The organism is Rhizobium sp. SG2393 (genome assembly GCF_042610495.1).
Lineage (GTDB): Bacteria > Pseudomonadota > Alphaproteobacteria > Rhizobiales > Rhizobiaceae > RU20A.
Genome location: NZ_JBHGAP010000001.1, coordinates 656,674 through 682,364 on the forward strand (window position 1 = coordinate 656,674; position 25,691 = coordinate 682,364).

Genomic DNA, 25,691 nt, shown 5'->3' on the forward strand with positions numbered 1-25,691 from the left:
CCTCATTTCGAAATCACTCCCTTGACGCCACCGCCGATCAGGAAGGTCACGTCCATCAATGCAAGCGCAGCGCCCGCGCCGTTCGCCACAGCAAGATAGCGCGGTTCCCAGCGAGGGTGAAATTTGGATTTGAAGGCGCGCAGGCCTTTGAAGTTGTAGAAGCGCTCGCCGTGCTCGAAGAGCAGGCCGCCGATGCGGTCCCACACCGGTGCCGCCTCGCGCCTTGCCATGCCGGAAAGCGGCGCCATGCCGAGGTTGAAGCGCTGGTAGCCGACCTGCTTCAGATGGTCGAGGATGCTGACGAACAGGAAATCCATCGTGCCCTTGGGGGCTTCTGGCGCGAAGCGCATGAGGTCCACCGTGGCCTCCGCCTTGGTGTTCGTCACCATCAAGGTCGCGAAAGCCGTGATCTTGCCCTCCAGCCAGACGACGGCGACCGGCTGGGCGCGGACATAGTCCTCGTCGAAGGCGCCGAGCGAGAAGGTCTTTTCGCGTGCCTGGTGATGATCCAGCCAGCTATCGGAGACCGCCTTCAGCTGCGGCAGGATCGGCTCCAGCTCTTCGGGCTGCACGACGGTGAAGGTAAGGCCGTCGCGCAGGCCGCGGGCATGCGACTGGCGCAGCGTCGCAAACCGCCCGCCCTTGAGCTCGAAGGTCGGCAGGTCGATCATGGCGAGTTCGCCGAGCTTGAAGGCGCGAAGCCCCGTATCGGCGCAGCACGACAGAAGCGACGGCGAGATCTGGTAGAAGGCGGCACGCCCGCCATAGCCGCGTGCCGTTTCCACGAACTGCCAGACGAGTTCGGGGAATTCCGCTTCCACGCCGACCGGATCCATCAGCGCGATCCAGGAGCGGCCATGGATGCCGTACATGATGAAGCTCTTGCCGGAAGCGGAGAACATCAGGTGCTTGTCGCCCATGCGCACCAGATTGGCATCGGCGAAATCCTGCGTGATTGCGATATCGACAGCCTTGCCGAGATCATCCGGCTCGGCCGGCGCCGTGCGGATATGGGCCGGCCGCAAGAGGCCGTAGGCCGTCAGCGCAGCGGCGCCCAGCGTCACGCCGAGAAGCGCACGCAGGCCGCGCGGCGCGTCATCCTCGAAGGTGAACTGCCACCACAGGCGATGGGTATATTCCGTGTCGCGGTAGATGAAGAGCAGCACGACCAGCGCCGAGATCAGGATCACCCCGATCGATGCGGCCCAGAGCGGTCCGAGCGTCTGCGGACGCAGCGCCGCACGGCGGGTATATTCCTTGCTGTTGACGAAGAGCGCGAGGAGCAAAAGCGCCAGCGCCACGGCCTCCACCACGGCAACGGCCTTCAGGAGCGCCATGAAAAGGGCAGCCGCCGACGCGACGACTGCGACCCACCACGCGACATCCACACGCTGGCTGAGGCCACGCGCGGTGACGAGCAGGACGAGGCCGACGATGCTGGAGAGGAAATGCGCGCTCTCGACGATCGGCAGCGGCAGGTAGGACGAGAGCAGGTCAAGCGTCAGGTCTGTGGAGGGCACCACGCTCGAGAAGATCAGCATGGCGCCGAGAATGAAGGCCAGCGTTGAGATCAGCGTCGGCGCGAGGCGCCCGGCCACGGCCGCCGTTTCCGCCACACCCGGCCGTCCGGCCAGTGCCCGCATTTCTGTCACCAGCAGCAGCACGACGGACACCAAAAGCGGCAGCACGTAATAGACGAGGCGATAGAGCACGAGGCCGCCGAGCAGCTGGTCGAGGCTGATCGCCTGCGACAGGCCTGCCATCATCACCGCCTCGAAAACGCCAAGACCGGCGGGAACGTGGCTCAGCACGCCGAACCCGATGGCAGTTGCGTAGATGGCGAGGAATGTCGGCCAACCGACGTGGGTTTCCGGCAGCAGCACATAGAGCACCGAGGCCGAAGCCGCGATATCGGCGGCGGAAACGAGGAACTGGCGTGAGGCCGTCCGGCTGTCGGGCAGGCGCAGCCGCATCTTGCCGAGCTTGACGCTGCGTCCCTCGCGGCCGAGCCAGAAAACGATGGTCACGATAGCGATGATGCCGCCAGCAATGACGCGCAGCCACACGGGGTCGATGCCGAGAATGCCGGCGACGCGCGGCGCCACGGCAAGCGTCGCCAGCGCGCTGACGACCAGCAGGCCAAGCCCGAAGGAGAGTGTCACGAAGCCGATGACCCGGGCGATCTCGCCGGGTGTCAGGCCGAGCCGGCTATAGGCGCGAAGCCGGATCGCCCCGCCGCTGAGCGGCCCGAAGCCAACCGTATTGCCGACCGCATAGGCCGTGAACGCGGTGACCGCAACGGAGGCGAAGGACTTCTTGCGCCCGACATAATCGAGCGCATTTGTGTCGTACATGATGAGGCAGAGAAAGCTGAGGCCGGTGAAAAACATCGCCGCGCCAATATCGGCCCAGGACGTGTCTGAGAGCGCCGCGACCACATCCTGATAGCGGACCTCCTCCGTCAGCCGGTAGAGTGCAAAAGCCATAAGCCCCGTGACCGCCACGATGGCGGCTGCGGTGAAGTAGACGCGATAGGTGAGGAAAATCTGTCGCCAGCCGTCACTGGCGGCTACAACATCGGACCGTTGCTCGGTCGTCATGGACGATCTCCGGGAGTTCGGACGAAAAACCTGGGGTGGACGGGATCGGTACGGACCCGGGAAGGGCAGGCGAGGCCTGCCGGTCGCATCAACGATCCATCAAGAATGCCTCTCACGGCGGTTACCACATCATCGACGCGGGAGCCGTCTGCCAAAGGACAGGCCGACCCCTACGCTTCCATAAGATCACGGAAGCGTGAAACTAGCGTGAGAGACGCCTACTCCAAGGCCGACATCTACGCAAATTAATAAATCGACAGGTTGTGGGACAGGCCGGAACAGGCCGCAATGACGAGCGGATCGGACCTGACGATGCGCATACGGCATCTGTTTGGCGGGCGCCGCGCGGTTTGCGGGCGATCCCGTGCGCCGTCCTCGTGATTCGGTGATGTCGCCGCCCTGCCGCAGGGCAGGGCGTATTGCCGTCATTCCTGCCTCTCAGGCGTCGACCGTCTCGCGGACGTCATCGAGAAGGAAGTGCACGATCACATAGCGCGTCGTGAAGGCGTGGCCTGCGTCCGACCGGCTCTCGACGCTGCCGCCATCGGAGGGATGCCAGGCCTGGTAGTGCGGATTGTTGGCGATCAGCGTGATCGCCTTGCCGGCAAAGCGTCCGCCGAGGCGATAACGCGCCTCAGCCAGCGGCCAGATCTTCTCGAAGTCCGCTTCCGTGATCCGTGCCTTCAGCGCCTTCCGGCTCACCGCCTTGCCCGCAGGTGCACCATCCCTTGCCATTGGCGGTATATGAAGCTCCACCTCCTCGGCGCTATCCAGCAGCTCAGCAAACGCATCCGGCCACATCCGTCTCATGAAACGCTCCTCCCAAAGCTTCAGTCTTGCGAGGAGAACTGTAGCGCGTTTGCGGGGATAGGCAATGAGCCGATAGCGGACAGAACGAGGTTGAACCTGAACCACCACGTGCGCCAGCCGCTTCAGGACGCCATCAGGATCCCGGTGATTGGCAAAGGCGCATGTGTTCCTCGAAGGGATATACGTACATCGTCAGGCCAGGCCGGACTTCCGATCGGCGCAAGCGCGATCACAAGCCGGCGCCCCGGCTTGGGCCGCCCTGCCGAAAACGGAACCGACGCCAATCAGAACCGGTTCGTCCACGCCGATCCTGGCCACCGCTTCCGAGAGGCTGGCCAGTGGACCGGCCCAGCGGCGTTCCTGCGGGCGGCTGACGGAGGAGACCACGACAACGGGTGTGTGAGGCTCCATGCCGTTCTCCTTCAGCCTCTTTTCGATCTGCCCCGCCATGCGTCCGCCCATGTAGAACACCGAGGTCTGGTTGGGGCCTGCGAGCGAGGCCCAGTCAACGGTTTCCGGGAGCTCATGGTGTCGGGAGTGGCCCGTGACGAAGCGCACCTGCTGGGCATGGTCGCGGTTGGTCAGCGATGTCTTCAGCGCGGACGCCATGGCAGAGGCAGAGGTGATGCCGGGAACGACATCCACGGCAATGCCCTCGCTTTCGAGCCGGGCGATTTCCTCCCCCGCGCGCCCGAAGATCATCGGATCTCCCGATTTCAGGCGAACCACGCGTTTGCCGGCCTTGGCGAAGCGCACCATCATGTCGTTGATGTCTTCCTGCCGGCAGCTTTCGCGACCGCCGCGCTTGCCGACGAGGAACCGTTTCGCCTCGCGGCGCGCGAGTTCCAGCACCTCGGCGGAGACGAGGTCGTCGAAAAGGATGACATCGGCTGCCTGCAGCGCCCGCATGGCCTTCAGCGTCAGCAGTTCGGCATCTCCCGGCCCGGCGCCGACCAGCGTGACGGAGCCAGCCGGTGGCGTCTCCCCGCGCTCCTCGGTGTCGGCCATGAGCGCGGCCGCATCGGCCGCATCCGGGGCGTTGCCGGTCGAAAGGCTGCGGTCCACGAAGCGCTCCCAGAAGCGGCGACGGGCCAGCCCCGGAGACAGGCGGGCATTGACGGCCTCGCGCAGCGTCTGCGCCAGCGCTGCCCATTGCTGAAGCGCCGGCGGCAGCAGGGTCTCAATCCGCCGTCGGATGGCCTGGGCGAGGATCGGCGCGGCGCCATCGGTCGAAATCGAGACGACCACCGGCGAACGATTGACGATGGCGCCGAACTGGAACTGGCAGAAGGCCGGCTTGTCGATGACGTTGACCGGCACACCGGCCCCGCGCGCCGCGCAGAAGAAGGCGCGGGCCTCGTCCTCGGTCTCGCAATCGGCGAGCGCCAGCGCCGCATGGCGGAAGCTGCCAATGTGCCAGGGATGCGGATGGTGCGTCAGCGCCTGCCGGGCAACCAGCTCCGCCATGGCCTCGCCCATTTCCTCGGGCGGGCAGTAGAGATCGACGGCCGCACCACAGGCAATCAGCAGCTCCGCCTTCCAGGCCGCGCCGTCCGAGCCGCCGGCCAGCACGACGCGCTGCCCTGAAAGGTTCCAGAACACCGGCAGCTTGGCGAGCGGCGCAATGCGCGCCGGTGTATCATTCGGCAGCAAGGAGATGGGTCGCATCGACAATCCTCCGGATTTCGGGGCGGCAGGAGCCGCAATTGGTGCCGGCATTCAGGCAGGTGCCGACCGCTTCGACCGAGTGGCAGCCACCCCGGACGGCGGCGGCGATCTCGTTGATGCCGACCGAGAAGCAGGCGCAGACGATGGCGCCCTTGTCCGGCTGGTCCATGGCGGGACGCCCGGCGATGAGACGGCTGCGGGCGAACGGATCGGCATGGGAGCGGGCAAGCTGGTCCGCCGCCCATTGCCGCGACACCGGCACCGGCGCCTGCGCGACGAAGAGGGCGGCCGCCAGTCGGTCGCCGTCAAAGACGAGAAGGCGATGATCGCCAGTCTGGCGGTCGGCATAGGCCGTGACCGCCAGGCCCGTGCCGAGCCCGAGGCTCAGCCGCAGCCAGTTCTCCCAGCCGCCCTCCGGCATCGCGCCGGCAAATTCCAGCCGGTGGCCGGCCTCGGTTCGGGCGATCGCCCAGTAGGCGAAGGGCAGATCGGCGGGCTTGCCGGCGCAGACGAGGAAGCCGTGGACGGATGCGGGGTAACGGGCGACGGCGACACGGGCATGTTTGAGCGCCGGCTGGCCGGACACCGGATCGGTGACAGCGGCAACCAATGTATCGACGCGGGCGCTCGGCGCGGTCTCGCCCGTCCAGTGCATGGGCACGAAGACCGAGCCCGGCGCCTGCCGTTCGCTCAGCAGCGCGCGCACGAAGATCGCGGTCCCGGCGCCATTCGAAACCCGCACGAGATCGGCATCGGCAATGCCGGCGGCGCGGGCGTCCTTCGGGTGGATCTCGCAGAAGGGTTCGGCGATGTGGGCCGACAGCCGCGCCGACTTTGCCGTGCGGGTCATGGTGTGCCAGTGGTCGCGGATGCGGCCGGTGTTGAGCGTGAAGGGGGCTGCGGCATCGCGGACCGGGGCCGGGGCTGCCCTGACCGGCACGACGCGCGCCCTGCCGTCGCCGGTCTGGAAACCGCCGCGGGCAAAGAGCCTGTCTGCGGGCGGCGCGCCTTCCGGCTGCGGCCACTGGAAGGGGGCAAGCGCATCATAGCCGTCTGCGTCGATCGTGGCATGCGCGCCGATGTCGAAGCTGCGCTCGCCGTCGTTTTCGAAGGCCGAGAGGGCCGCATGTTCGGCGAAGATGGCGGCCGGGCCGGCATAGTCGAAGGCCGCCGAAAATCCCATGCGCCGGCCGACCTCGGCAAGATGCCACCAGTCGGGCCGCGCCACGCCGGGGGCCGGAAGAAAGGGGCGCTGGCGCGAGATGCGCCGTTCGGAATTGGTGACGGTGCCGGATTTCTCTCCCCAGCCGGCAGCGGGCAGCAGCACATGGGCGAGCCGCGCCGTATCGGTATCGGCCTGCATGTCGGAGACGACGACGAAGGGACAGCCGGCGAGTGCCGCGCGCACCTTGTCGGCCTCCGGCATGGAGACGACCGGGTTGGTGGACATGATCCAGATGGCCTTGATGCGCCCGTCCGCCACGGCCTCAAACATCTCGACCGCCTTGAGGCCCGGCTTGCCGGCCATGGCCGGCGCCTTCCAGAAGCGCTGCACGCGATCACGGTGCACGGGGTTCTCGATCGCCATATGGGCGGCGAGCATGTTGGCGAGACCGCCGACCTCGCGTCCGCCCATGGCGTTCGGCTGGCCCGTCAGCGAGAAAGGCCCCATGCCGGGCCGGCCGATGCGGCCGGTGGCAAGGTGGCAATTGAGGATGGCATTGACCTTGTCGGTGCCGGCGGCCGACTGGTTGACGCCCTGGCTGTAGCAGGTGACCACCCGCTCGGTCTCGGCAAAGAGGCGGAAGAACTGCCGCAGCAGCATGCCGGAAAGGCCGGTGGCCTCGGCAAGGGCCACCATGTCGAGCCGGCCGGCCGCCACCAGCGCATCGCCAAGGCCGGCCGTGTGTTTCCCGACGAATGTCTGGTCGATCCGGTTTGTCTCGGCGAGATGCGCGAAGAGGCCGTTGAAAAGCGCGACGTCGCCATCCGGGCGGACGGGCAGATGGAGGTCGGCGATGTCGGCGGTGGCGGTGCGGCGCGGATCGATGACGACCACTCGGAGGCCCGGCCGCGCGGCCTTGGCGGCGACCAGCCGCTGGTAGAGCACCGGATGGCACCAGGCCATGTTGGAGCCGGTCAGCACCACGAGATCGGCCAGCTCCAGATCCTCATAGCAGCCGGGAACCGTGTCGGAGCCGAAGGCGCGCCGGTGACCGGCCACCGAGGAGGCCATGCACAGCCGCGAATTCGTGTCGATATTGGCCGAGCCGATGAAGCCTTTCATCAGCTTGTTGGCGACGTAATAGTCCTCCGTCAGCAACTGTCCGGACACGTAGAAGGCGACCGAATCCGGTCCGTGTTCTGCAATCGTCTCGCGGAAACGTTGCGCCACGAGATCGAGCGCGTCGTCCCAGTCTGTCGCCTGCCCGTTCACCTGCGGCGCGAGCAGCCTCCCCTCCATGTCGAGCGTTTCGGCGAGCGCCGAGCCCTTGGAGCAGAGACGGCCGAAATTGGCCGGATGATCCGGGTCGCCCCTGACGCTGACGGCGCCGTCGTCCCCGACGCGGGCAATCACCCCGCAGCCGACGCCGCAATAGGGGCAGTTGGTGCGGGTTTCAGCGGGCATCGTCTCTTCCCATCTGGGAGGAGGCACCCCCCTCTGCCTTGCCAGGCATCTCCCCCACAAGGGGGGAGATTGAACCGGAGCGGCTGCCTCGCCCGGCCATGACGGTAGACGCCAAAGGCTTGTTCGTTGACGAGGGAACGCGGAGCGCGCTCCATCCGATCTCCCCCCTTGCGGGGGAGATGTCCGGCAGGACAGAGGGGGGTACGCCAAAGGCTGCCATCACCTTACTCCGCCGCAACCAGAGCCGCGGCCTCAAGCGCAATCGAAAGCTGCCCATCGACATTGCGCACTTGGATCGTCCGCACCTCGCCCTCGTCGGCGCCGAGCGCCTTGCCGGTTTCCAGCGAGATGACGAAGTTGTGCAGCGGGCAGGTTACGGCCTTGCCGTGGACGATGCCCTGGCTCAGCGGTCCGCCCTTGTGCGGGCACTGGTCCTCGATGGCGAAGACCTCGTTTTCGGCGGTGCGGAAGACGGCGATCCTACCCTCCGGCGTCTTCACGCAGCGCGCGCCGCGCAACGGAATGTCGTCGATATGGCCGATGGCGATCCAGTTGGTGCTCATGGTCTCACTCCGCTGCCTGAGGGAAGCCGACGGTGGCCATCGGCTTGAACTCGTGCTTGTCCTTGCCGGAGACGCGCTCCGACCAGGGATCGACCTGGGCGAATGTCTGGCTGAAGACGAAGCGCTCGTAATAGGCGCGGCGCTTGTCGCCATCCTCCATGATCTGCCGGCGGATCTCGTCATGGCCGATGCGTTTGGCCCACTTGTAGATGCGTTCCAGATAGCGGCCCTGCTCGCGATACATCTGCGTCAGCGCCACGATATGCTCTAGCGCCTCGTCCTCGGTCTTGACGAGACCCAGAACATCCGTGCCCTTGATGTCGAGGCCGGCGGCGCCGGCAAAGTGGATTTCGAAGCCGGAATCCACGCAGATGACGCCGATGTCCTTGCAGGTCGCCTCCGCGCAGTTGCGCGGGCATCCGGAGACGGCGAGCTTGAGCTTGGCCGGTGTCCACGAGCCCCACATGAACTTCTCGATGCGGATGCCGAGCCCGGTCGAATCCTGCGTGCCGAAGCGGCACCAGTCGGAGCCGACGCAGGTCTTCACGGTGCGCAGGCCCTTGGCATAGGCTTGCCCTGAGATGAAGCCGGCCTTGCCGAGATCGGCCCAGACGGCGGGCAGGTCTTCCTTCTCGACGCCCAGCAGGTCGATGCGCTGGCCGCCCGTGACCTTGACCATTGGGATTTCGAACTTGTCGACCACATCGGCGATGGCGCGCAGTTCCGCGGAGTTCGTCACGCCGCCCCACATGCGCGGCACGACCGAATAGGTGCCGTCCTTCTGGATATTGGCGTGGACGCGCTCGTTGATGAAACGCGACTGGTAGTCGTCGGCATATTCGTCCGGCCAGTCACAGACGAGGTAATAGTTGAGCGCCGGGCGGCATTTGGCGCAGCCGCAGGAGGTCTTCCATTCCAGTTCCTGCATGACGGCGGGAATGGATTTCAGCCCCTTGGCCTTGATCAGGCGGCGCACGTCGTCGTGACCGAGTTCGGTGCAGGTGCACATGGGCGTGACGGCGGCGGGGTTATAGGCATCGCCGAGCGTCAGCGACATCAGCTGCTCGACAAGGCCGGTGCAGGAGCCGCAGGAGGCGGACGCCTTGGTATGGGCGCGCACGCCGTCGAGCGTCGTCAGGCCCTTGGCCGTGATGGTCGAGGTGATCTTGCCCTTGCACACGCCGTTGCAGCCGCAGATTTCCGCATCATCCGGCAAGGCTGCAACGGCCGCCATAGGGTCCAGGGGAGCGCCCCCCTGGAACGACTGGCCGAAGATCAGCGTGTCGCGCATGGCGGAAATGTCGGTACCCTTCTTCTTCAGGTCGTTGAACCAGGCCCCATCGGAGGTCTCGCCATAGAGAACCGTGCCGATGATGCGATTGTCCTTGATGACGACGCGCTTGTAGATGCCGGCAGTGGCATCGCGCAGCACGATCTCCTCGCGGTCGTCGCCATCGGCAAAATCACCGAGCGAGAAGAGGTTGATGCCCGTGACCTTCAGCTTGGTCGGCGTGTCGGAGTGGACGAAGGCGGGTTTGGTGTCGCCGGCAAGATGGGCGGCGGCCACGCGGGCCATCTCATAGAGCGGCGCGACGAGACCATAGACCATGCCGTCGACTTCGGCGCATTCGCCGACCGCGAGGATATCGCCGTCGGAGGTCTGCATGCCGGCATCGACCACAATGCCGCGATTGACCGCAAGGCCGGCATCCTTGGCAAGCCCGGCATTCGGCCGGATGCCGACGGCCATGACGACCAGCGTCGCCGGGATGATCGTGCCGTTATCGAGTTCGATGCCCTCGACGCGATCCGTGCCGATGATGCGCTTGGTATTGGCCTTGGTGATGACCTTGATGCCGCGTTCCTCGACGGCCTTTTGCAGGAGATAACCGGCGGCGGGATCGAGCTGTCGCTCCATCAGCGTCGGCATGACATGCAGCACGGTCACATCCATGCCGCGCAGCGCAAGGCCTGCGGCGGCTTCCAGACCCAGCAGGCCGCCGCCGATGACCACGGCCTTCTCGCGCGACTGGGCGGCGAGCAGCATGGCGTCCACATCATCGAGGTCGCGATAGGTGATGACGCCGGGCAGCTCCTTGCCCGGAACCGGGATGATGAAGGGAACCGAGCCGGTGGCGATCACCAGCTTGTCGTAGCTTTCCGTCACGCCGTGGTCGGAGGTGACGGTGCGGGCGCGGCGGTCGATGGCAACGATACGGTGGCCCTTGTAGAGGGTCACATTGTTGTCGATGTACCAGCCATCGCCATGGATGATGATGTCCTCGAAGGTCTTTTCGCCCGAGAGCACCGGCGAGAGCATGATGCGGTCATAGTTGACGCGCGGCTCGGCGTTGAAGATCGTGACATCGTAGAGGCCGGGGGCCTGCTCGAAGAGGTGCTCGAGCATGCGGCCGGGGGCCATGCCGTTGCCGATGATGACGAGTTTCTGCGTCATGCCGTCTGCTCCGTCCCGTTCAGGCTGCGCGTGCTCGCGGCGATCATCACGCCGGACAGCGTTGTGTAGGCGCTCGTCCATGCCTCCCTGGTCTGCGGGGTGAAATCGGGCCCGAGACCCTGTTCCAGCGTCCAGAGAAGGGCCGCACCCACGACCTCGTAATGGGCGGGCTGCACGCCATAGGCATTGTGCTTCACGGCCAGCGCTTCGGCGGCGGGCACGATGCTCGGAATGTCCTTGAGGCCGTTGATGACGACGCCGAGCGTCATCATCAGCTTGCGGCCCTGCTCCTTCATGTCGCCCTTGAAGAGGGGCTTCACCTCGGGTGCGATGTCAAAAAGCCTGCCGTAGAAGAGTTCGGCGGCCGTTTCCTTGATGGGCAGGACCTTCGCGAAGGAAGACTGGACGAGATCGATATCGGTGGGTGTCATGGTCGGCTTCCTCTCATTCTGCTGCTTCGACGAAGCGGTGGCGTTCGTAGAGGAACTTCAGCACGGCCTCGCGGGATTTCAGGTAGGTGCGGTCGGCGGAAAGGGCGATGCGGTCGCGCGGACGCGGGATCGGCACATCGAGAACCTCGCCGATGCGGGCGGCCGGGCCATTGGTCATCATCACGATGCGGTCGGAGAGCAGCACGGCCTCGTCCACATCATGGGTGATCATGATCATCGTGTTGCCGAGACGCGCATGGATTTCCATCACCGCGTCCTGAAGATGGGCGCGGGTCAGCGCATCGAGCGCGCCGAAGGGCTCGTCCAGCAGCAGGATCTTCGGCTCCATGGCAAGCGCGCGGGCAATGCCGACACGCTGCTTCATGCCGCCGGAGATTTCGGCAGGGCGCTTGTCGCGGGCGTGGGCCATCTGCACGAGGTCCAGATTGCGCATCACCCAGTCATGCTTCTCGGCTTTGCTCTTCCTGCCCGCACAGACCTTGGATACGGCGAGGTTGACGTTTTCGTAGACGGTGAGCCAGGGCAGCAGCGAGTGGTTCTGGAACACCACGGCGCGTTCGGGCCCGGGGGCGTTGACCTCCTGGTTTTCGAGGAGAACGGCGCCGGACGACACGCGCGTGAGGCCGGAGATCAGGTTGAGCAGGGTGGATTTGCCGCAGCCGGAATGGCCGATGATGGAGACGAATTCTCCCTTGCCGATGGTGAGCGTCACATCCTTCAGCACCTCGGTCTTCACTCCGGCGCGTTCGAAGCTCTTGTCGACGTGGTCGATCTTCAGATAGGCGGTCATGACTGTCGTCTCCTCAGTTGCGGGCCGTGCCGCGGGTGACGACGCTGCCCAGGAGGGCGACGAGCTTGTCGAGGACGAAGCCGGTCACGCCGATATAGGCGAGCGCCACGATGATGTCGGAGAGGCGCGAGGAGTTCCAGGCGTCCCAGATGAAGAAGCCGATGCCCACGCCGCCCGTCAGCATCTCGGCCGCGACGATGGCGAGCCAGGAGAGGCCGACCCCGATGCGAAGCCCGGTGAAGATGTAGGGGGCGGCGGCCGGCACCATGATGCGGATGAAGAATTCCAGCGGATTGAGGCGCAGCACGCGGGCGATGTTGCGGTAGTCCTCGGGAATGTTGCGCACGCCGACGGCGGTGTTGATGATGACCGGCCAGATCGAGGTGATGAAGATCACGAAGACGGCGGAGGGGTTGCTGTTCTGGAAGGCGGCCAGCGACAGCGGCAGCCAGGCCAGCGGAGGAACGGTGCGCAGGATCTGGAAGATCGGGTCGAGGCCGCGCATGGCCCAGACGGACTGGCCGACGACCGCGCCGAGCAGGACGCCGGCCACCGCGGCCAGACCGAAGCCGATCGCCACGCGCTCCAGCGAGACCAGCACCCGCCAGGCGAGACCGATATCCTGCGAGCCGTTGTCGAAGAAGGGATAGGCGATCAGGTCATAGCTGTCGGTGAAGACCTGGGAGGGCGGCGGCAGCGTGGCCCCCGGCCCCGAACAGAGGGCCTGCCAGATGCCGAGAAGTGCCACCAGCACCACCAGCGGCGGCAGGACGGTGCGCAGGAGATACCGGCCGATGCCGGAGAGGGTGCGGCGGGCATGCGGGCGCCGTGCCATCTGCACGACGGTGCCGCCACCTTTGGCGGGGACGGCGGCCAGGGGCGCCTCGGTGATGCTCTTGCGGGCGGTTGCGGTCATGGGTTGGTCCTTTTCGAGCGGTCGGACGCTGGCGGTTCTGGTCGCGAAACGGGTCTCTGACCCCGCCGGCATGGCGGGGGCAGAGTGGCCTCAGGCGGCTGCCTTGATCGTGAGGCTGTCGAGATAGGCCTGCGGATTGGCGGGATCGAAGACCTTGCCGTCGAAGAAGGTCTCGACGCCACGCGAGGTCGAGCCCGGGATGTCGGCGGCGGCCACGCCCAGATCGCTGGCGGCGGCGCGCCAGATGTCCTCGCGGTTCACCTTGTCGACGAGGCCCTTGATATCGGTGTCGGGAGCGAACTTGCCCCAGCGGACATTCTCGGTCAGGAACCAGGCGTCATGGCTCTTGAAGGGGTAGGAGGCGTGATCCTTCCAGAACTTCATCTCAAGCCCTGTGTTTTCCGCCACGCGGCCGTTGCCGTAGTTGATAGTGCCCTTGAGGCGGCCCGCCACATCCTTCGGCGGCACGTTGAACCACTGGCGCTTGCCGAGGATGGTGGCGAGTTCCTCCTTGTTGTCCATGCTGTCGGCCCACATCTGGGCCTCCATCACGGCCATCATCAGCGCCTTGGCGGCGTTCGGGTTCTTCTCGATCCAGTCGGCGCGCAGTCCCAGCGCCTTTTCGGGATGGCCCTTCCACAGTTCGCCGGTCGTGCAGGCGGTGAAGCCGATGCCCTGGTTGACGAGCTGCTCGTTCCACGGCTCGCCGACGCAGAAGGCGTCCATGTTGCCGACCTTCATGTTCGCGACCATCTGCGGCGGCGGCACGACGATGGTGGAAACGTCCTTGTCGGGATCGATGCCGCCGGCGGCCAGCCAGTAGCGGATCCAGAGGTCGTGGGTGCCGCCGGGGAAGGTCATGGCGACCTTGATCTCGTTGCCCGCCGCCTTCTTGGCCGCGAAGGCCTCCTTCAGCTTCGAGGCGTCGATCTGAACGCCGGTTTCGGCATATTCCTTCGCAACGGAAATGCCCTGGCTGTCGAGGTTGAGCCGCGCGACGATGGAGATCGGCACAGGCACGTTGTTCTGCGTCACCTTGCCGGTCGAGATGAGGTAGGGCATGGGGGTGAGGATATGCGCGCCATCGATGCCGTTGGCAGCACCGCCGAGCACGAGATTGTCGCGCGTGGCGCCCCAGGAGGCCTGCTTCAGCACCTCGACATCCGGCAGGCCGTGCTTTTCGAACAGGCCCTTCTCCTTGGCGATGACAAGCGGGGCGGCGTCGGTCAGCGCGATGAAGCCGAGCTTGACCCCGCTCACTTCCGGGCCGCTGCCGGCGGCGAAGGCGCCGGAGGGGAGGGCAAGCCGTGCGGCGCTGATGACAGCGGCAGCGGAGCTGACCTTGAGGATCTGGCGGCGGGTGATGTGCATTCCTGTGTTCTTCGTCATGGTGCTTTGGTCCCTCTGGCGTTCGACGGAGATCCGGAAACAAAAAACGCCGCGTGCCGATCTGCTGGAGCCGGGCGGGAGGAGCCGGGCAGCAAACAAGCCTGCGACGTCGGTGTCTGATGGTTATCTGCGCCACCATGGGCGCTCATCCGTCCTGCGATCGCCGTTGACCGCGGACGAGATAGAATAAGCAAGCGGCGTGCCAGTTTGAAAAAACGCTCGTCCGCCCTTGAAAGAATGCGTCTTTCGGCCCTCCACGCGCTCGGGGTGCGGCCACGGCGTCTTGCGATCTGCTTCTTCCGCAGCCTTATCTCACGCGCAGATGCCGCACTTTTGTGCAGTGCACGGAATCAGCCCTCATCGGTGCCCATGCCCGCCAAGGCCGGCGAGCGGACGGGAAAACCGGCCACATAGGCGGCGAGATCGGAGGGATCGAAGCGCCGACCGTCCATGAAGGTGTCGAGGGCGGCGGCCTCTTCCGGTCCGGGCAGCCCGGCCTCCGGCCCGAGGGCGGCCGTGTAGAGATCCGGCCGGAAGGCAGCGGTGGCCTCAGCGACATGCGCCTCACCGAAGGGCGCCTGGCCCCAGCGCATCATCTGGCTGTAGATCCACAGCGCCTGGTTCGGGCGGGGATAGTTGGCCGCGCCGCGGTGGAAGAGGAAATAGTCCGGAATGTGCCGTTTCGTGCCCCGGGCATCGAGCGAGAATTCGCCGTCGAGCACCCGGCGGATGATGTCGCGGGGAGCGGCGATGAAGCGCGGGGCGCTCAGGATTTCGGCGAGATCGTCGCGGTGAGCCGGATCGTCGCACCAGCGGGCCGCCCGGTCCAGCGCCACGATCAGCCGCGAAACGGTCCCGGCATTGGCCTCGGCCCATTCCGGGCGCATGCCGATCACCTTTTCCGGCGCCAGCGGCCAGATGTCCTGCTTGGCCGCGACGATGCGGCCCGTGCCGCGCTCGGAGGCGATCATGTTCCAGGGCGCGCCGACGCAGAAGCCATCGATGGCGCCGGCCGCCAGCGCATCCGAGGTCAGCGGCGGGGGCACGACGACGAGCTTCACGTCGCGGTCCGGATCGATGCCGCCGGCCGCCAGCCAGTAGCGGAACTCGTAATTGTGCGAGGAAAACGGATAGGTCATGCCAAGGGTCGGCGGCATCTCGCCGCGTGCCTTCCGGTCGGCGAGCACGGCGGCGAGCGCTTCGGCCGTGGCAAGCGCGCCGGCATCGTCGGCAAGCCCCGTCAGGGCCTGCATGTGCTCGAAGATCCGCGCCGACAGCGTGATCGCATTGCCGCCGCGCCCGAGCGAGAAGGGCGCCACCGTCGGCGACGGGTTGGACCCGAGCCCCAGCATGGACGCCACAGGCATCGGCGAGAGCATGTGGGCGATGTCGAACTGGCGGAAGGCGAGCCGGTCGCGCACATTGGCCCAGGACACGTCGCGCACCAGATCCAGCGTCAGGCCTTCCTGATCGGCAAAGCCTAGTTCGGCTGCAACGATCAGAATTGAGGCATCCATGAGCGGGATGAAGCCGGCGCGGAGTGTTTTCTGTTCGCGATCGCGCACCGTAGCCGGGGTTTTCAGCGCGTCGCGACCAATCGATAGGGTCATCATTCTTCTCTCCAGCCCCTGTCGTCCGGCGCTCCCGTCACAGCAGCAATCCCGCTGCGGTGACAACGCTCTGGGCGATATCCGCCAGCTTCTTCTTTTCGTTCATCGCCGTCTGGCGAAGCAGGGCAAAGGCCTGCTCTTCGCTGAGCCCGCGCATTTTCATGAGAATGCCCTTTGCCCGTTCAATGACCTTCCGTTCCTCGAGCGCGTTGCGCGCCTCGGCCAGTTCGCGTTGCAGCCGGCTGAAAGCGTTGAACCGGCTGACGGCCATGTCGAGGATAGGCTTGATCCGCTCTTTCTTCAGGCCATCGACCACGTAGGCCGATACGCCGGCATCCACCGCAGCTTCGATGGCAGCGGAGTCGGACCGGTCGACGAACATGGCGATAGGTCGCGACACCGACCGGCTGAGTTGAAACATATGCTCCATCATGTCGCGGTTCGGGTTTTCGATGTCGATGATGATGACATCAGGATCCATCGTCTCGATCAGACGCGCAACGCCCTGCATCTCATGGATCACCCGGACATGGAGATGGCCCGCGTCGTTGAGCCCTTCTTCAATGATCGACGCGCGTATCGCGTTTTCATCGATGACAAGAATGGAGAGATCTGTTGACGCTTTCTGGTTGCTCAAGACGTCATACCATCAAGATAGACCGCAAAGGACGCGGCGGCTGTGAGAAGCGCAATGTTCGAGCCCATCCGCTGCCAGGCAAGAAGTGCAAGCATCGTACCCAGGAAAGCTGTCGCCAGACCGATCCACAGATCGGCAATCGTGAACATCAGACCGACGGACGTGAGAAAGAGAGCCGACGCGATCGTCATCCGGATTGTGGCCGAGGGAGCCATGGAATCGGCCAAGCGCCAGGTCGCGCTAAAATCTTTCCAGCTCAGCCCCAGCACGATGCAGAGAAGAAATGTGCGGTCTTCCAAGGATGTCTCCTGCTTTCTTGCAGCAGGAGAGACGCAATTCCTGTGCCGGTTCATGCCGACAAAATCGGCGCTCGGCCGTCTCAAGGTCTTCTCCAGGCGATCGGCATGCGCTGGGCTGCCGGCTCGACAGCACGCGGCGCGGAGAACATCGTGGCCGGAAGCGACCACAGCGACGCAGAGCCGGAATTTATAAGAAATAAAATGAAAACAATAATTTATAACGAAAGCTGGCGGATGGGGTGGGATTCGAACCCACGGTACGCTCTCACGCACGCCGGTTTTCAAGACCGGTGCCTTAAACCGCTCGGCCACCCATCCGGTGAGAAGCCTTATTGCGTGAAGCGGAGCCGTTGGCAAGGTGGGGCGGGCGAGGGCGGTGAAAAAGCGCTGGAAACCAAGCGTTAACCATGTCGCCAAACTGTTCCGTTCCGGCACAACCTTGCTTCGCATTTCCGCCACGTTCCTGTCATGAACGTATTGGCCATGACTTGCGGCGGCAGGTTCATCGATGCGACGGGGATTTCGCGCGATGAATGGCCCGCCTTGGCGGATGACGGGACTTCGATGGGACAGATGATGACGACGACGGATGCGCAGGTTGCGGCGCTTCGGTTCACGGCACGGCTCGGCTTTTCCGCGGCGGCGGGTGTGAAGCTCGGCACGCTCGCCATTCTCTGCGTGGGCCTTGCAGCCTGCAAGACGACCGAAACGGCGCAAACCGACAAGAAACAGCGCCCGAAGGAATACTTCGCTGAATCCGTCTACGGCGTGAAGGCCAGCCCGCGCGTTGCCGACGGCAAGAACATCCCGAAGGGCGGCGGCCGTTTCCAGACCGGCAAGCCCTACATGGTCAAGGGAAAGTGGTACACGCCGAAGGAAGAGCCGGGCTACAGCAAGGTCGGCATGTCCTCCTGGTACGGCTCCGCCTTCCACGGCCGCCTGACGGCCAATGGCGAAGTCTACGACAAGTATCATCTCTCCGCTGCCCATCCGACCTTCCCGCTGCCGAGCTACGCCCGTGTCACCAACACGGAGAATGGTACATCGGTTATCGTGCGGGTGAATGATCGTGGACCGTATGAATACGGCCGCATCATCGACGTCTCCTCCAAGACTGCCGATCTGCTGGACATGAAGCGCAAGGGCTCGGCCAAAGTGCGCGTCGATTATATCGGCCGCGCACCGCTCGAGGGCAACGACATGCCCTATCTGATGGCCTCCTACGTGCCGAAGGGCAGCCGCGTTCCCGGCATCAATCCCGAGGGTCAGATTGCCAGCGGCGTGATGGTCGCCTCCAACGAGCCGGCCGCCATCCAGGCGAAGGTGGCGCGCGACGCATCCGCCGGCAATCTGGGAACGCTGACCATTCCGAAGAAGTCCAATCTGGAAAGCGGCGTGCCGGTCACGGCACTCGCCGAGACCGGCGGAGCAACATTCCCGAACGCCGTCTTCTCCGGCGCGGACGGCTTTGCCGCGCTGCCGGCGATCGGCCCGATCCCGCGCGAACGGCCGGGCAATGGCGCCGGCGTCTCCTACGCCTCTGCCTATATGGAAGTGCAGGTGGGCGAGGGGGATTCGCCCTTTGCTCTCGTGCTCGGCAAGGAGAAGCCGCTGACCGAAGACGCTATCCGCGCCTATGCCAAGCGCGCGGCGCGGTAACGGCCGCAACGGCCAGCCGAATGGGCGAGGGCGCCCAGACCCTCGCCAAGCGCCGATGAATCGGTCACGATGATCAGGTGCCATGCCGCTTTGAGCGGCCGGCCGCCGGAAAGCCTTGCCCGATGACAGACGATTTCCCCGTTTCCCGCCGCCGCCTGCTCGGGCTTTCGCGTTTTGCAGCGCTGGGCCTCGTGCCGCCGGCAGCGCTGATGGCGGGCCTGTCGCCAGCCCGCGCCGCCGGTATCGAGACCAAGGCCAAGGCGGTCCACATGGTGGATGCCGAGACCGGCACGGTGCTGTTTTCGCTGAATGCCGACCAGCCGCTGCCGCCGGCCTCGCTCACCAAGCTGATGACGGCCGAGGTGGTCTTCGATGCCCTGAAGCGGGGCGAAATCAGCGAGACGACCGCCTACAGGGTCTCGGAACACGCCTGGCGCACGGGTGGTGCGCCGGCCGGCACGGCGACAATGTTCGCGGCGCTGAAATCCGAGGTGCCGGTTCTCGATCTCCTGAAGGGCATGACCGTCGATCTCGCCAACGATGCCTGCCTGATCCTTGCCGAGGGCATGACGGGGACGGGCGGGCCGGCGGGCGAGGCGGCCTTTGCAGCGAAGATGATGGCGCGGGCAGGGACGCTCGGCCTGAAGAGTGCGGCCTTTGCCAATCCGACCGGCTTGCCAACCAACCCGCAAGACCCCGGCAACCGCATCAGCCCACGTGATCTGGTCAGCCTCGCCGCGCATCTGCAGACGACCTATCCGGACCGCTATCCGTTTTATGCACTCGCCGATTTCGAGTGGAACAAGATCCGCCAGCGCAACAAGAATGCGCTGATCTCTGCCGTACCCGGCGTGGACGGCCTCGCCATGGGCTTTGCCGAAGGTTACGGCTTTTCCGCCGTCGTTTCCGTGGCGCGCGACGGCCGGCGCGTCAATCTGGCGATCGGCGGTCTGGCAAGCGAGAAGGAGCGGGTGGAGGAGGCCAAACGCCTGTTGGAATGGTCGCTCTCGGCCTTTGCGAAGCGCCTGCTCTTCAAGGCCGGCGAGACGGTCGCAGAAGCCTCCGTCTATGGTGGCGCGACGGGTACGGTGCCGCTCGTCACCGACGGTCCGGTGGAAGTGCTCGTGCCGCACGAGACGACGGAGCGGCTGTCGGGCCGCGTCGTCTACCGCTGGCCGCTCTCGGCACCCGTCAAGGCGGGCCAGCCCGTCGGTGATCTCAAGGTCTTCCTCGGGGACACCGAACTGCGCTCCGTGCCGCTGAAGACCAGCGCCGACATTGCTTCGGGAACACTGACGGACCGTTCCTTCGATGCGTTGAAGGAACTGGTGCTGTTCTGGCTGTAGGATGCGCGGTCAGATCGGCGCGCCGGCAACACCCGTCAGCATCTGCACGCCGTTGATCTTCAGGCTGCCATCCGGCTGGCGCAGCAACTGGTAGAGCGCCGTCCAGTCCTTGCCGTCTGGGCCCTTGATCAGCACTTCCTGAACGATGCTGTCGCCATCGACCTTGGAGCGGCCGAAGCTGAAATTGTCCGGCCGGTAGACTGGGCCGTAGCCGCGCTTGACCATGGCGAAGAAGCGGTCCTTGTCCGGATAGAGCGTCCGGATCGCCGGCGAGGCAAAGCCATAGGCCGTCTCGGCATCGTCATCGAGGAAGGCCTGGACCTGTGCGGCAATGATCTTCTGGCCGTCCTCGACGGGACCGGCGAAGGCGCGCGGGGTGTAGATAAGCGCCAGCAGCGTCAGGAGGACGCCGGTGACGAGCAGGATGAGGCTGTGACGGTTAGCGACCGATCGCGCGATGGTGACGGCGCGGGCATGGTGCGGTAGACGAGAATGCCGGGACAGGTGCATGAAAACCTCGCGACAGGGCGCGTCCGAAGCAGACGCGGGTATCAACGGTACGCAGCCAGCGTCGGGATGGATCAGGAGGCGAGACTGCAGCATCTGCAACGGGCGCGCTGTACCCAAGTCACGCCATTGAACGCATTTGCATGTCGCACTTGAAAATAGAATGTACCCAGCCAAATCCAAAAATCAGATAATATAGATTATGGAACTGGTTGATATCGGCTTGCTGGCCCCGCCGCCGGCTTTCACGCCCGTTTGAGCCTCGAACCGTCGTCGCCCGGCGCATCGTCACATCTCGCCCGACACCTCCCGGCGGCGTTGTTCGAGTTCTTCGCTGTAGCGGCGCAGCGTGTGGCTTTCGGTGAGCAAGCCGATCGGCTTGCGGTCGATCAGGTTGTTGACGACGACGAGTGCTTCGCTCTGGCCTTCCTCGAAGAGCGCGGCGGCCTGTTTGATGTTCATGCCGGGCAGAAGCAGATCGTCGGTGTGGCTGATGAAGCGGTCGAGCGACGGATTGGTGTCCGGGCGGTCGGTCAGGTCGGTATAGACTTCCGGGACATGGATCAGGCCGGCGTAACGGCCGTCCGTGTCGACGATGACGACGCGCTGGGTCGAGCCGAGAGGATACAGCGTGCGGAAGGTTTCGAGGTCGAGATTGCGCTCTGCCGTGCGGACATCGGCGCGCATCAGGCGGCTGACGGTCAGGTCGCGCACCCAGCCGACATCATGGGCGCTGCGGATCGTTTCGCCACGCAGATGGAAGCGCCATGTGGCAAAGGAATAGCCGAAGGTGATGCGCACCAGAAGCGAGGCCGCGATGACGGCGGCGAGCACCAGCAGCGTGATCTCGAAATCACCGGTCATTTCGAGCGCCAGGAAGGTCATGGCAAGCGGGCCGCCGATGACAGCGGCGGCAAAGGCGCTCATGCCGATGACGGCATAGACCTGGACCGGCAGGAAAAGCGCCGGATCGAGCGCGCCGAGCATCAGTGCGAAGATCTTGCCGATCAGCGCGCCCATCAGCAGTGATGCGAAAAACAGGCCGCCGCGAAAACCAGAGCCAAGGGAAACGGCGCTGGCGGTGGCCTTGAGCAGCAGCAGCCCGGAAAGCGTGGCAACGCCGACGGAGGCTTCCATGTTGATGTGCAGCGCGCCGTGGCCGGCCGACAGAACCTGCGGCGAGATCAGCGCCAGAAGACCGACCACGAGGCCGCCAAGGGCGGGACGCACAGCCGTGGGCAGCCGGCTGCGGCGCGCAAGTGCTTCGACCGAGGACACGGCCTGCATGAGCAGGATGCCAAGCCCGCCGCAGACGAGTCCCAGCAGGATGGCCGGCCCGTAATCGGAATGGCTGAGCGGCCCGGAGGCTTCAAGGCTGATCGTCAGGCCCTTGGTGGCGATCTGGTCGATGACGAGCTTGGCGGTGAGTGCGGCGACGATGACGGGTGTCAGGGTCATCACCGTATAGGTGCCGATGATAAGCTCGATCGCATAGAAGGTGGCGGTCAGCGGCGCATCGAAGGCGGCGGCAATCGCGCCGGCGGCGCCGCAGCCGACGAGGATGCGCATGTCCCCTCGCCTCAGCTTGACGATCGTGCCGATCTTGGACGCGATGGCCGATGCGACCTGCGTATAGCCGGCTTCGAGCCCGACGGAGGCGCCGAAACCGTTCGAGACGATGTTCTGCAGGCAGACGATGAGGCTGTCGGTGAGCGACAGCCGGCCGCCATAAAGCGCATTGGCCTCGATCGGGTCGCGCATCGGCTTCTTGCGCCAGCGCGAGAGGACCAGCACGATCATGCCGAGGATGACGCCGCCGGCAAGCGGGCCAAGCACGACAACGGGAGCGCTGAGGGCGCTGCCGCTGAGAGAGCCCTGGACGCCAAAAATGCTGGCGTGCAGAAAGCGGCTGAGGAAACCGATGGCCGCAACCGCAAGGCCGGCCAGCAGGCCGCAGGCAATTGCCAGAAAGACAAGGGCCAGTTCACCCCGCCGGAGAAGGGCCAGGATGCGGCCCTTGCGAACGTTGTCGAGGAAGCGTGTGGGTGTCGGTGACAGGAACGGCGTTTTCTGCATGAGCCCTCCTCGCCCCGCTGACCAAAATCAGGCCGCGTCGCTGACGGTGACCTCAATGCGCAGCCTATCATAGGCCGGCTCCACGTGGACGGGCGTGGACGCCATGACGGTGTCGTAGTCGAGCGGCGTATGCATATGGGTCAGGATGGCGCGGCGCGGGCCGATGCGCTCGATCCAGGAAAGTGCCTGATCCAGCGACAGATGGCTCGGATGCGGATGGTATTGCAGCGTATCGATGACGAGCGTGTCGAGGCCCTGAAGCTTCGGCAGCGTTTCGGCCGGAAAATCGCTGACATCGGTGCAATAGGCGAAGTCGCCGATGCGGAAGCCGAGCGAGTGGATCGCGCCGTGCTGCTGGCGATGCGGCACGATGCGGATATCGCCGCCGGGGCCGGAGACGACGATCGGCGGCAGCGTGTCGGGGATCAGATTGGCTTCCACGATCGGCGGATAGCCGCTGCCGGGCAGCGAATGCAGGCAGTAGCGGAAGCCTTCCGCGATGCGCTCCATGGTGAAGGCATCGGCAAAGATCGGAACGGGCCTGCGCGCGGAGATGAAGTAGCCGCGCAGATCATCGATACCGTGCAGATGATCGGCATGCGAATGCGTGTAGAGCACGGCGTCGATGTGCTCGACCTCAGAGCTGATCATCTGCTCGCGGAAATCGGGTCCGGTATCGACGACGACAACGGTCTTCTCGCCACTCTCGGCGATCTGCTCGATGAGGAGCGCGGCGCGCAGCCGGCGGTTTTTCGGATTGTCCGGGTTGCAGGCACCCCAGTCGCCGGTGATGCGGGGCACGCCGGGAGACGAGCCGCAGCCGAGGATGGTGAAGACCTGCCGGACCGCCATGGCGTCAGATCCTCGGCATCCGCGAGAAGCAGCGGAATGCATTTTCGGTCGTGATGCGCGCGACCTCTTCGTAGGACATGCCCTTCACCTCGGCCAGAACTTCCGCTGTGTTCACGACATAGGAGGGCTCGTTGCGCTTGCCGCGCCAGCGTTTTGGCGCGAGGTAAGGTGCGTCGGTTTCGACCAGCAGCCGGTCGAGCGGAACGGTGGCGGCAATGGCGCGCAGATCCTCCGACTTGGGGAAGGTGAGGATGCCCGAAAACGAGATGTAGCCGCCGAGTGCCACGCCGGTATCGGCAAGCGCCTGTCCGGAGGAGAAGCAATGAAGGATGAAGGGGAAGGCCCCCTTCCCGCTTTCCTCCGTCAAGATCGCCGCCATGTCGTCATCGGCCGAGCGGCTGTGGATGACGAGCGGCAGGCCGGTGATGCGCGCGGCCTCGATGTGACGGATGAGGCCGGTCTTCTGGTCGGCGGGCGTCTGGGTGTCGTAGAAGTAGTCGAGACCCGCCTCGCCGATCGCGACGATCTTCGGATGGGAACCCGCAAGCCGCACGAGATCCTCGGCGGTGACATCCAGCTCTTCGTTGGCATTGTTCGGATGCGTGCCGACCGAGCAGAAAACGTTCGGATAGCGGTCCGTAAGCGCCAGCAGCGTGTCGAGCCGCCGCACGCGGGTGGAGATCGTCACCATCTGGGCGACGCCGGCAGCCGTGGCACGCGCGACGAGATCGTCACGCTCGGCGTCGAAATCGGCGAAATCCAGATGGCAGTGGGTATCGATCAGCATTGCGAACGCAGCTCCGCTCAGGCCGGATCGACCGGCGGGACATAGCGCGGGAAGACCGGCTTCGGGGCTTCGAGCGGCGTGCCCGCCTTGAGGCGGCCGGCCGCACCGAGCGACGCGAAGCTGCGCTGGTCGGCGGGCGCGGCGACGAGGTCGAGCAGCTTTTCGGCAGAGGCCGGCGTGATCGGCTGCAGGAGAATGGCGATCTGGCGCACGACTTCGGCCGTGACGTAGAGCACCGTGCCCATGCGGGCCGGATCGGTCTTCTTCAGCGCCCAGGGTTCCTGCCCCGCGAAATAGCGGTCTGCCTCCGAGACCACGGCGATGATGGCGGCGACGGCCTTCTGGATCGCCTGCTTCGAGAACTCCTCCCGGCAGATGGCAAGCAGGCCGTCGGCAGACGCCAGCATGGCCGTGTCGTCTTCGGTGAAGGCGCCCGGCGTCGGGATCGCGCCCTCGCAGTTCTTGACGATCATCGACAGCGAGCGGCTGGCGAGATTGCCGATGCCATTGGCGAGGTCGGCATTGATGCGGGTGGCGATCGCCTCTTCCGAATAGCTGCCATCCTGGCCGAAGGAGACTTCGCGCAGGAAGAAGTAGCGCACCGGATCGAGCCCGAAATGCGTGACGAGATTGACGGGATCGACGACGTTGCCGAGCGACTTCGACATCTTCTCGCCCTTGTTGAGCAGGAAGCCGTGGGCATAGACGCGTTTGGGCAGCGGCAGGCCTGCCGACATCAGGAAGGCCGGCCAGTAGACGGCGTGGAAGCGGATGATGTCCTTGCCGATGATGTGCATATCGGCCGGCCAGTATTTGGCGCGCGGACCATTCTCGTCTTCGACGTAGCCGGTGGCGGTGATGTAGTTGGTGAGCGCATCGACCCAGACATACATGACATGCTTCGGGTCATCCGGAACCGGAATGCCCCAGTCGAAGGTGGTGCGCGAGATCGAGAGATCCTTGAGGCCCGATTTCACGAAGGAGATCACCTCGTTGCGGCGCTCGGAAGGACCGATGAAATCCGGGTTCGCCTCGTAATGGGCGAGCAGCTTTTCGGTGTAGTTGGAGAGGCGGAAGAAATAGCTCTCCTCCTCGACCCACTCCACCGGCGTGCCCTGCGGCCCGTAGCGCACGCCATCGGCGCGAAGCTCGGTTTCCTCTTCCTGATAATAGGCTTCGTCGCGCACTGAATACCAGCCGGCATAGCTGTCCTTGTAGACGTCGCCGGCCTTCGCCATGCGCCGCCATAGCTCCTGCACCGTCGCATGATGGCGCGGCTCGGTGGTGCGGATAAAATCGTCGTTGGAAGAATTCAGGAGGCGGCCCATCTCGCGGAATTCGTTGGAGTTGCGTGTGGCAAGCTCCAGCGGCGTGATGCCTTCGGCACGCGCCGTCTGCTGCATCTTCTGGCCATGCTCGTCCGTGCCGGTCAGGAAGAACACATCCCGGCCGTCGAGGCGCTGGAAACGGGCGATCGCGTCGGTCGCGATCAGCTCGTAGGCATGCCCGATATGCGGCTTGCCGTTCGGGTAGGAGATGGCGGTGGTGATGTAGAAGGGCGTGGTATCGGCCATGGCGGCAACTCGTTCGCAACGTTACGATATTCTGGATGGTTGCTCTTAGCCCATCCGCCCGGCGGAAGGAAC

20 protein-coding genes and 1 tRNA gene are annotated in these 25,691 nt (G+C 65.2%); 2 read left to right on the forward strand and 19 right to left on the reverse strand.

The features are described 5' to 3' along the window. Positions 1-2: 2 nt before the first annotated feature. The 14 genes from mprF to ACED18_RS03225 all read right to left on the reverse strand — a co-directional run bounded on the left by mprF (position 3) and on the right by ACED18_RS03225 (position 17,136). On the reverse strand, positions 3-2,600 hold the full coding sequence (gene mprF / locus ACED18_RS03160; protein ID WP_377288912.1) for a bifunctional lysylphosphatidylglycerol flippase/synthetase MprF: 2,598 nt from the start codon (positions 2,598-2,600) through the stop codon (positions 3-5). Positions 2,601-3,038: 438 nt separating this feature from the next. Beyond that, the gene (locus ACED18_RS03165) at positions 3,039-3,401 is read right to left on the reverse strand and encodes a hypothetical protein (protein WP_377291001.1); all 363 of its coding nucleotides are present in this window, start codon (positions 3,399-3,401) and stop codon (positions 3,039-3,041) included. Positions 3,402-3,602: 201 nt separating this feature from the next. Continuing rightward, positions 3,603-5,078, reverse strand: coding sequence for a siroheme synthase CysG (gene cysG / locus ACED18_RS03170; RefSeq protein WP_377288914.1), 1,476 nt, complete (start codon positions 5,076-5,078; stop codon positions 3,603-3,605). After that, complete coding sequence (locus ACED18_RS03175; protein ID WP_377288916.1) at positions 5,050-7,707, reverse strand: molybdopterin-dependent oxidoreductase; 2,658 nt, start codon at positions 7,705-7,707, stop codon at positions 5,050-5,052. Before ACED18_RS03175 ends, cysG begins: the two co-directional genes overlap by 29 nt. A 224-nt stretch (positions 7,708-7,931) precedes the next feature. Next, positions 7,932-8,270, reverse strand: coding sequence for a nitrite reductase small subunit NirD (nirD, locus tag ACED18_RS03180; RefSeq protein ID WP_377288918.1), 339 nt, complete (start codon positions 8,268-8,270; stop codon positions 7,932-7,934). A 4-nt stretch (positions 8,271-8,274) separates the two neighbouring features. Further along, positions 8,275-10,725 (reverse strand): nitrite reductase large subunit NirB, encoded by a 2,451-nt coding sequence (nirB, locus tag ACED18_RS03185; RefSeq protein WP_377288920.1) that lies wholly within the window; start codon positions 10,723-10,725, stop codon positions 8,275-8,277. Then, the gene (locus ACED18_RS03190) at positions 10,722-11,156 is read right to left on the reverse strand and encodes a globin family protein (protein WP_377288922.1); all 435 of its coding nucleotides are present in this window, start codon (positions 11,154-11,156) and stop codon (positions 10,722-10,724) included. The genes nirB and ACED18_RS03190 overlap by 4 nt, the downstream gene beginning before the upstream one ends. Positions 11,157-11,169: 13 nt before the next feature. Then, positions 11,170-11,967 carry an ABC transporter ATP-binding protein gene (locus ACED18_RS03195; protein WP_377288924.1) on the reverse strand — a complete coding sequence of 266 codons (798 nt, stop codon included), beginning with the start codon at positions 11,965-11,967 and terminating at the stop codon, positions 11,170-11,172. A 13-nt stretch (positions 11,968-11,980) separates the two neighbouring features. Next, positions 11,981-12,883 carry a nitrate ABC transporter permease gene (gene ntrB / locus ACED18_RS03200; protein WP_377288926.1) on the reverse strand — a complete coding sequence of 301 codons (903 nt, stop codon included), beginning with the start codon at positions 12,881-12,883 and terminating at the stop codon, positions 11,981-11,983. 90 nt (positions 12,884-12,973) lie between these two features. Beyond that, a complete protein-coding gene (locus ACED18_RS03205; RefSeq protein ID WP_377288928.1) occupies positions 12,974-14,272 on the reverse strand; it encodes a CmpA/NrtA family ABC transporter substrate-binding protein in 1,299 nt (432 codons plus the stop codon). Between the two features lie 350 nt (positions 14,273-14,622). Beyond that, positions 14,623-15,885: a CmpA/NrtA family ABC transporter substrate-binding protein gene (locus ACED18_RS03210; RefSeq protein WP_377288930.1), complete on the reverse strand. Its 1,263-nt coding sequence runs from the start codon at positions 15,883-15,885 to the stop codon at positions 14,623-14,625. Between the two features lie 34 nt (positions 15,886-15,919). Beyond that, positions 15,920-16,519, reverse strand: a complete 600-nt coding sequence (locus tag ACED18_RS03215; RefSeq protein WP_377288932.1) for an ANTAR domain-containing response regulator — start codon at positions 16,517-16,519, stop codon at positions 15,920-15,922. After that, complete coding sequence (locus tag ACED18_RS03220; protein WP_377288934.1) at positions 16,516-16,818, reverse strand: hypothetical protein; 303 nt, start codon at positions 16,816-16,818, stop codon at positions 16,516-16,518. Before ACED18_RS03220 ends, ACED18_RS03215 begins: the two co-directional genes overlap by 4 nt. Positions 16,819-17,046: 228 nt before the next feature. Continuing rightward, positions 17,047-17,136: transfer RNA gene (locus tag ACED18_RS03225), tRNA-Ser, on the reverse strand. A gap of 255 nt (positions 17,137-17,391) precedes the next feature. Between ACED18_RS03225 and ACED18_RS03230 the strand changes: the two genes are divergently transcribed. Beyond that, the gene (locus ACED18_RS03230; protein WP_377291003.1) at positions 17,392-18,477 is read left to right on the forward strand and encodes a septal ring lytic transglycosylase RlpA family protein; all 1,086 of its coding nucleotides are present in this window, start codon (positions 17,392-17,394) and stop codon (positions 18,475-18,477) included. A 122-nt stretch (positions 18,478-18,599) separates the two neighbouring features. Then, positions 18,600-19,823, forward strand: coding sequence for a D-alanyl-D-alanine carboxypeptidase family protein (locus tag ACED18_RS03235; RefSeq protein ID WP_377288936.1), 1,224 nt, complete (start codon positions 18,600-18,602; stop codon positions 19,821-19,823). A 9-nt stretch (positions 19,824-19,832) separates the two neighbouring features. On the opposite strand, the gene ACED18_RS03240 is transcribed toward ACED18_RS03235, so the two are convergent. The 5 genes from ACED18_RS03240 to metG all read right to left on the reverse strand — a co-directional run bounded on the left by ACED18_RS03240 (position 19,833) and on the right by metG (position 25,619). Next, positions 19,833-20,333 carry a DUF4864 domain-containing protein gene (locus ACED18_RS03240; protein WP_377288938.1) on the reverse strand — a complete coding sequence of 167 codons (501 nt, stop codon included), beginning with the start codon at positions 20,331-20,333 and terminating at the stop codon, positions 19,833-19,835. A 285-nt stretch (positions 20,334-20,618) separates the two neighbouring features. After that, positions 20,619-22,406 (reverse strand): chloride channel protein, encoded by a 1,788-nt coding sequence (locus ACED18_RS03245; protein WP_377288940.1) that lies wholly within the window; start codon positions 22,404-22,406, stop codon positions 20,619-20,621. Between the two features lie 27 nt (positions 22,407-22,433). Next, on the reverse strand, positions 22,434-23,258 hold the full coding sequence (locus tag ACED18_RS03250) for an MBL fold metallo-hydrolase (RefSeq protein ID WP_377288942.1): 825 nt from the start codon (positions 23,256-23,258) through the stop codon (positions 22,434-22,436). 4 nt (positions 23,259-23,262) lie between these two features. Beyond that, complete coding sequence (locus ACED18_RS03255) at positions 23,263-24,045, reverse strand: TatD family hydrolase (protein WP_377288944.1); 783 nt, start codon at positions 24,043-24,045, stop codon at positions 23,263-23,265. 17 nt (positions 24,046-24,062) lie between these two features. Beyond that, on the reverse strand, positions 24,063-25,619 hold the full coding sequence (gene metG / locus ACED18_RS03260) for a methionine--tRNA ligase (protein WP_377288946.1): 1,557 nt from the start codon (positions 25,617-25,619) through the stop codon (positions 24,063-24,065). Between the last annotated feature and the right edge of the window lie 72 nt (positions 25,620-25,691).

Excerpts from the sequence above, each read along its gene's own strand:
- ACED18_RS03240 (WP_377288938.1), bottom strand. The coding sequence starts at position 20,333 with ATGCACCTGTCCCGGCATTCTCGTCTACCGCACCATGCCCGCGCCGTC.
- ntrB (WP_377288926.1), bottom strand. The coding sequence starts at position 12,883 with ATGACCGCAACCGCCCGCAAGAGCATCACCGAGGCGCCCCTGGCCGCC.
- cysG (WP_377288914.1), bottom strand. The coding sequence starts at position 5,078 with ATGCGACCCATCTCCTTGCTGCCGAATGATACACCGGCGCGCATTGCG.
- ACED18_RS03245 (WP_377288940.1), bottom strand. The coding sequence starts at position 22,406 with ATGCAGAAAACGCCGTTCCTGTCACCGACACCCACACGCTTCCTCGAC.
- ACED18_RS03235 (WP_377288936.1), top strand. The coding sequence starts at position 18,600 with ATGACAGACGATTTCCCCGTTTCCCGCCGCCGCCTGCTCGGGCTTTCG.
- ACED18_RS03190 (WP_377288922.1), bottom strand. The coding sequence starts at position 11,156 with ATGACACCCACCGATATCGATCTCGTCCAGTCTTCCTTCGCGAAGGTC.
- ACED18_RS03195 (WP_377288924.1), bottom strand. The coding sequence starts at position 11,967 with ATGACCGCCTATCTGAAGATCGACCACGTCGACAAGAGCTTCGAACGC.
- metG (WP_377288946.1), bottom strand. The coding sequence starts at position 25,619 with ATGGCCGATACCACGCCCTTCTACATCACCACCGCCATCTCCTACCCG.
- ACED18_RS03210 (WP_377288930.1), bottom strand. The coding sequence starts at position 15,885 with ATGATGACCCTATCGATTGGTCGCGACGCGCTGAAAACCCCGGCTACG.
- ACED18_RS03205 (WP_377288928.1), bottom strand. The coding sequence starts at position 14,272 with ATGACGAAGAACACAGGAATGCACATCACCCGCCGCCAGATCCTCAAG.
- ACED18_RS03255 (WP_377288944.1), bottom strand. The coding sequence starts at position 24,045 with ATGCTGATCGATACCCACTGCCATCTGGATTTCGCCGATTTCGACGCC.
- ACED18_RS03250 (WP_377288942.1), bottom strand. The coding sequence starts at position 23,258 with ATGGCGGTCCGGCAGGTCTTCACCATCCTCGGCTGCGGCTCGTCTCCC.
- nirD (WP_377288918.1), bottom strand. The coding sequence starts at position 8,270 with ATGAGCACCAACTGGATCGCCATCGGCCATATCGACGACATTCCGTTG.
- nirB (WP_377288920.1), bottom strand. The coding sequence starts at position 10,725 with ATGACGCAGAAACTCGTCATCATCGGCAACGGCATGGCCCCCGGCCGC.
- ACED18_RS03230 (WP_377291003.1), top strand. The coding sequence starts at position 17,392 with ATGATGACGACGACGGATGCGCAGGTTGCGGCGCTTCGGTTCACGGCA.
- ACED18_RS03165 (WP_377291001.1), bottom strand. The coding sequence starts at position 3,401 with ATGTGGCCGGATGCGTTTGCTGAGCTGCTGGATAGCGCCGAGGAGGTG.
- mprF (WP_377288912.1), bottom strand. The coding sequence starts at position 2,600 with ATGACGACCGAGCAACGGTCCGATGTTGTAGCCGCCAGTGACGGCTGG.
- ACED18_RS03175 (WP_377288916.1), bottom strand. The coding sequence starts at position 7,707 with ATGCCCGCTGAAACCCGCACCAACTGCCCCTATTGCGGCGTCGGCTGC.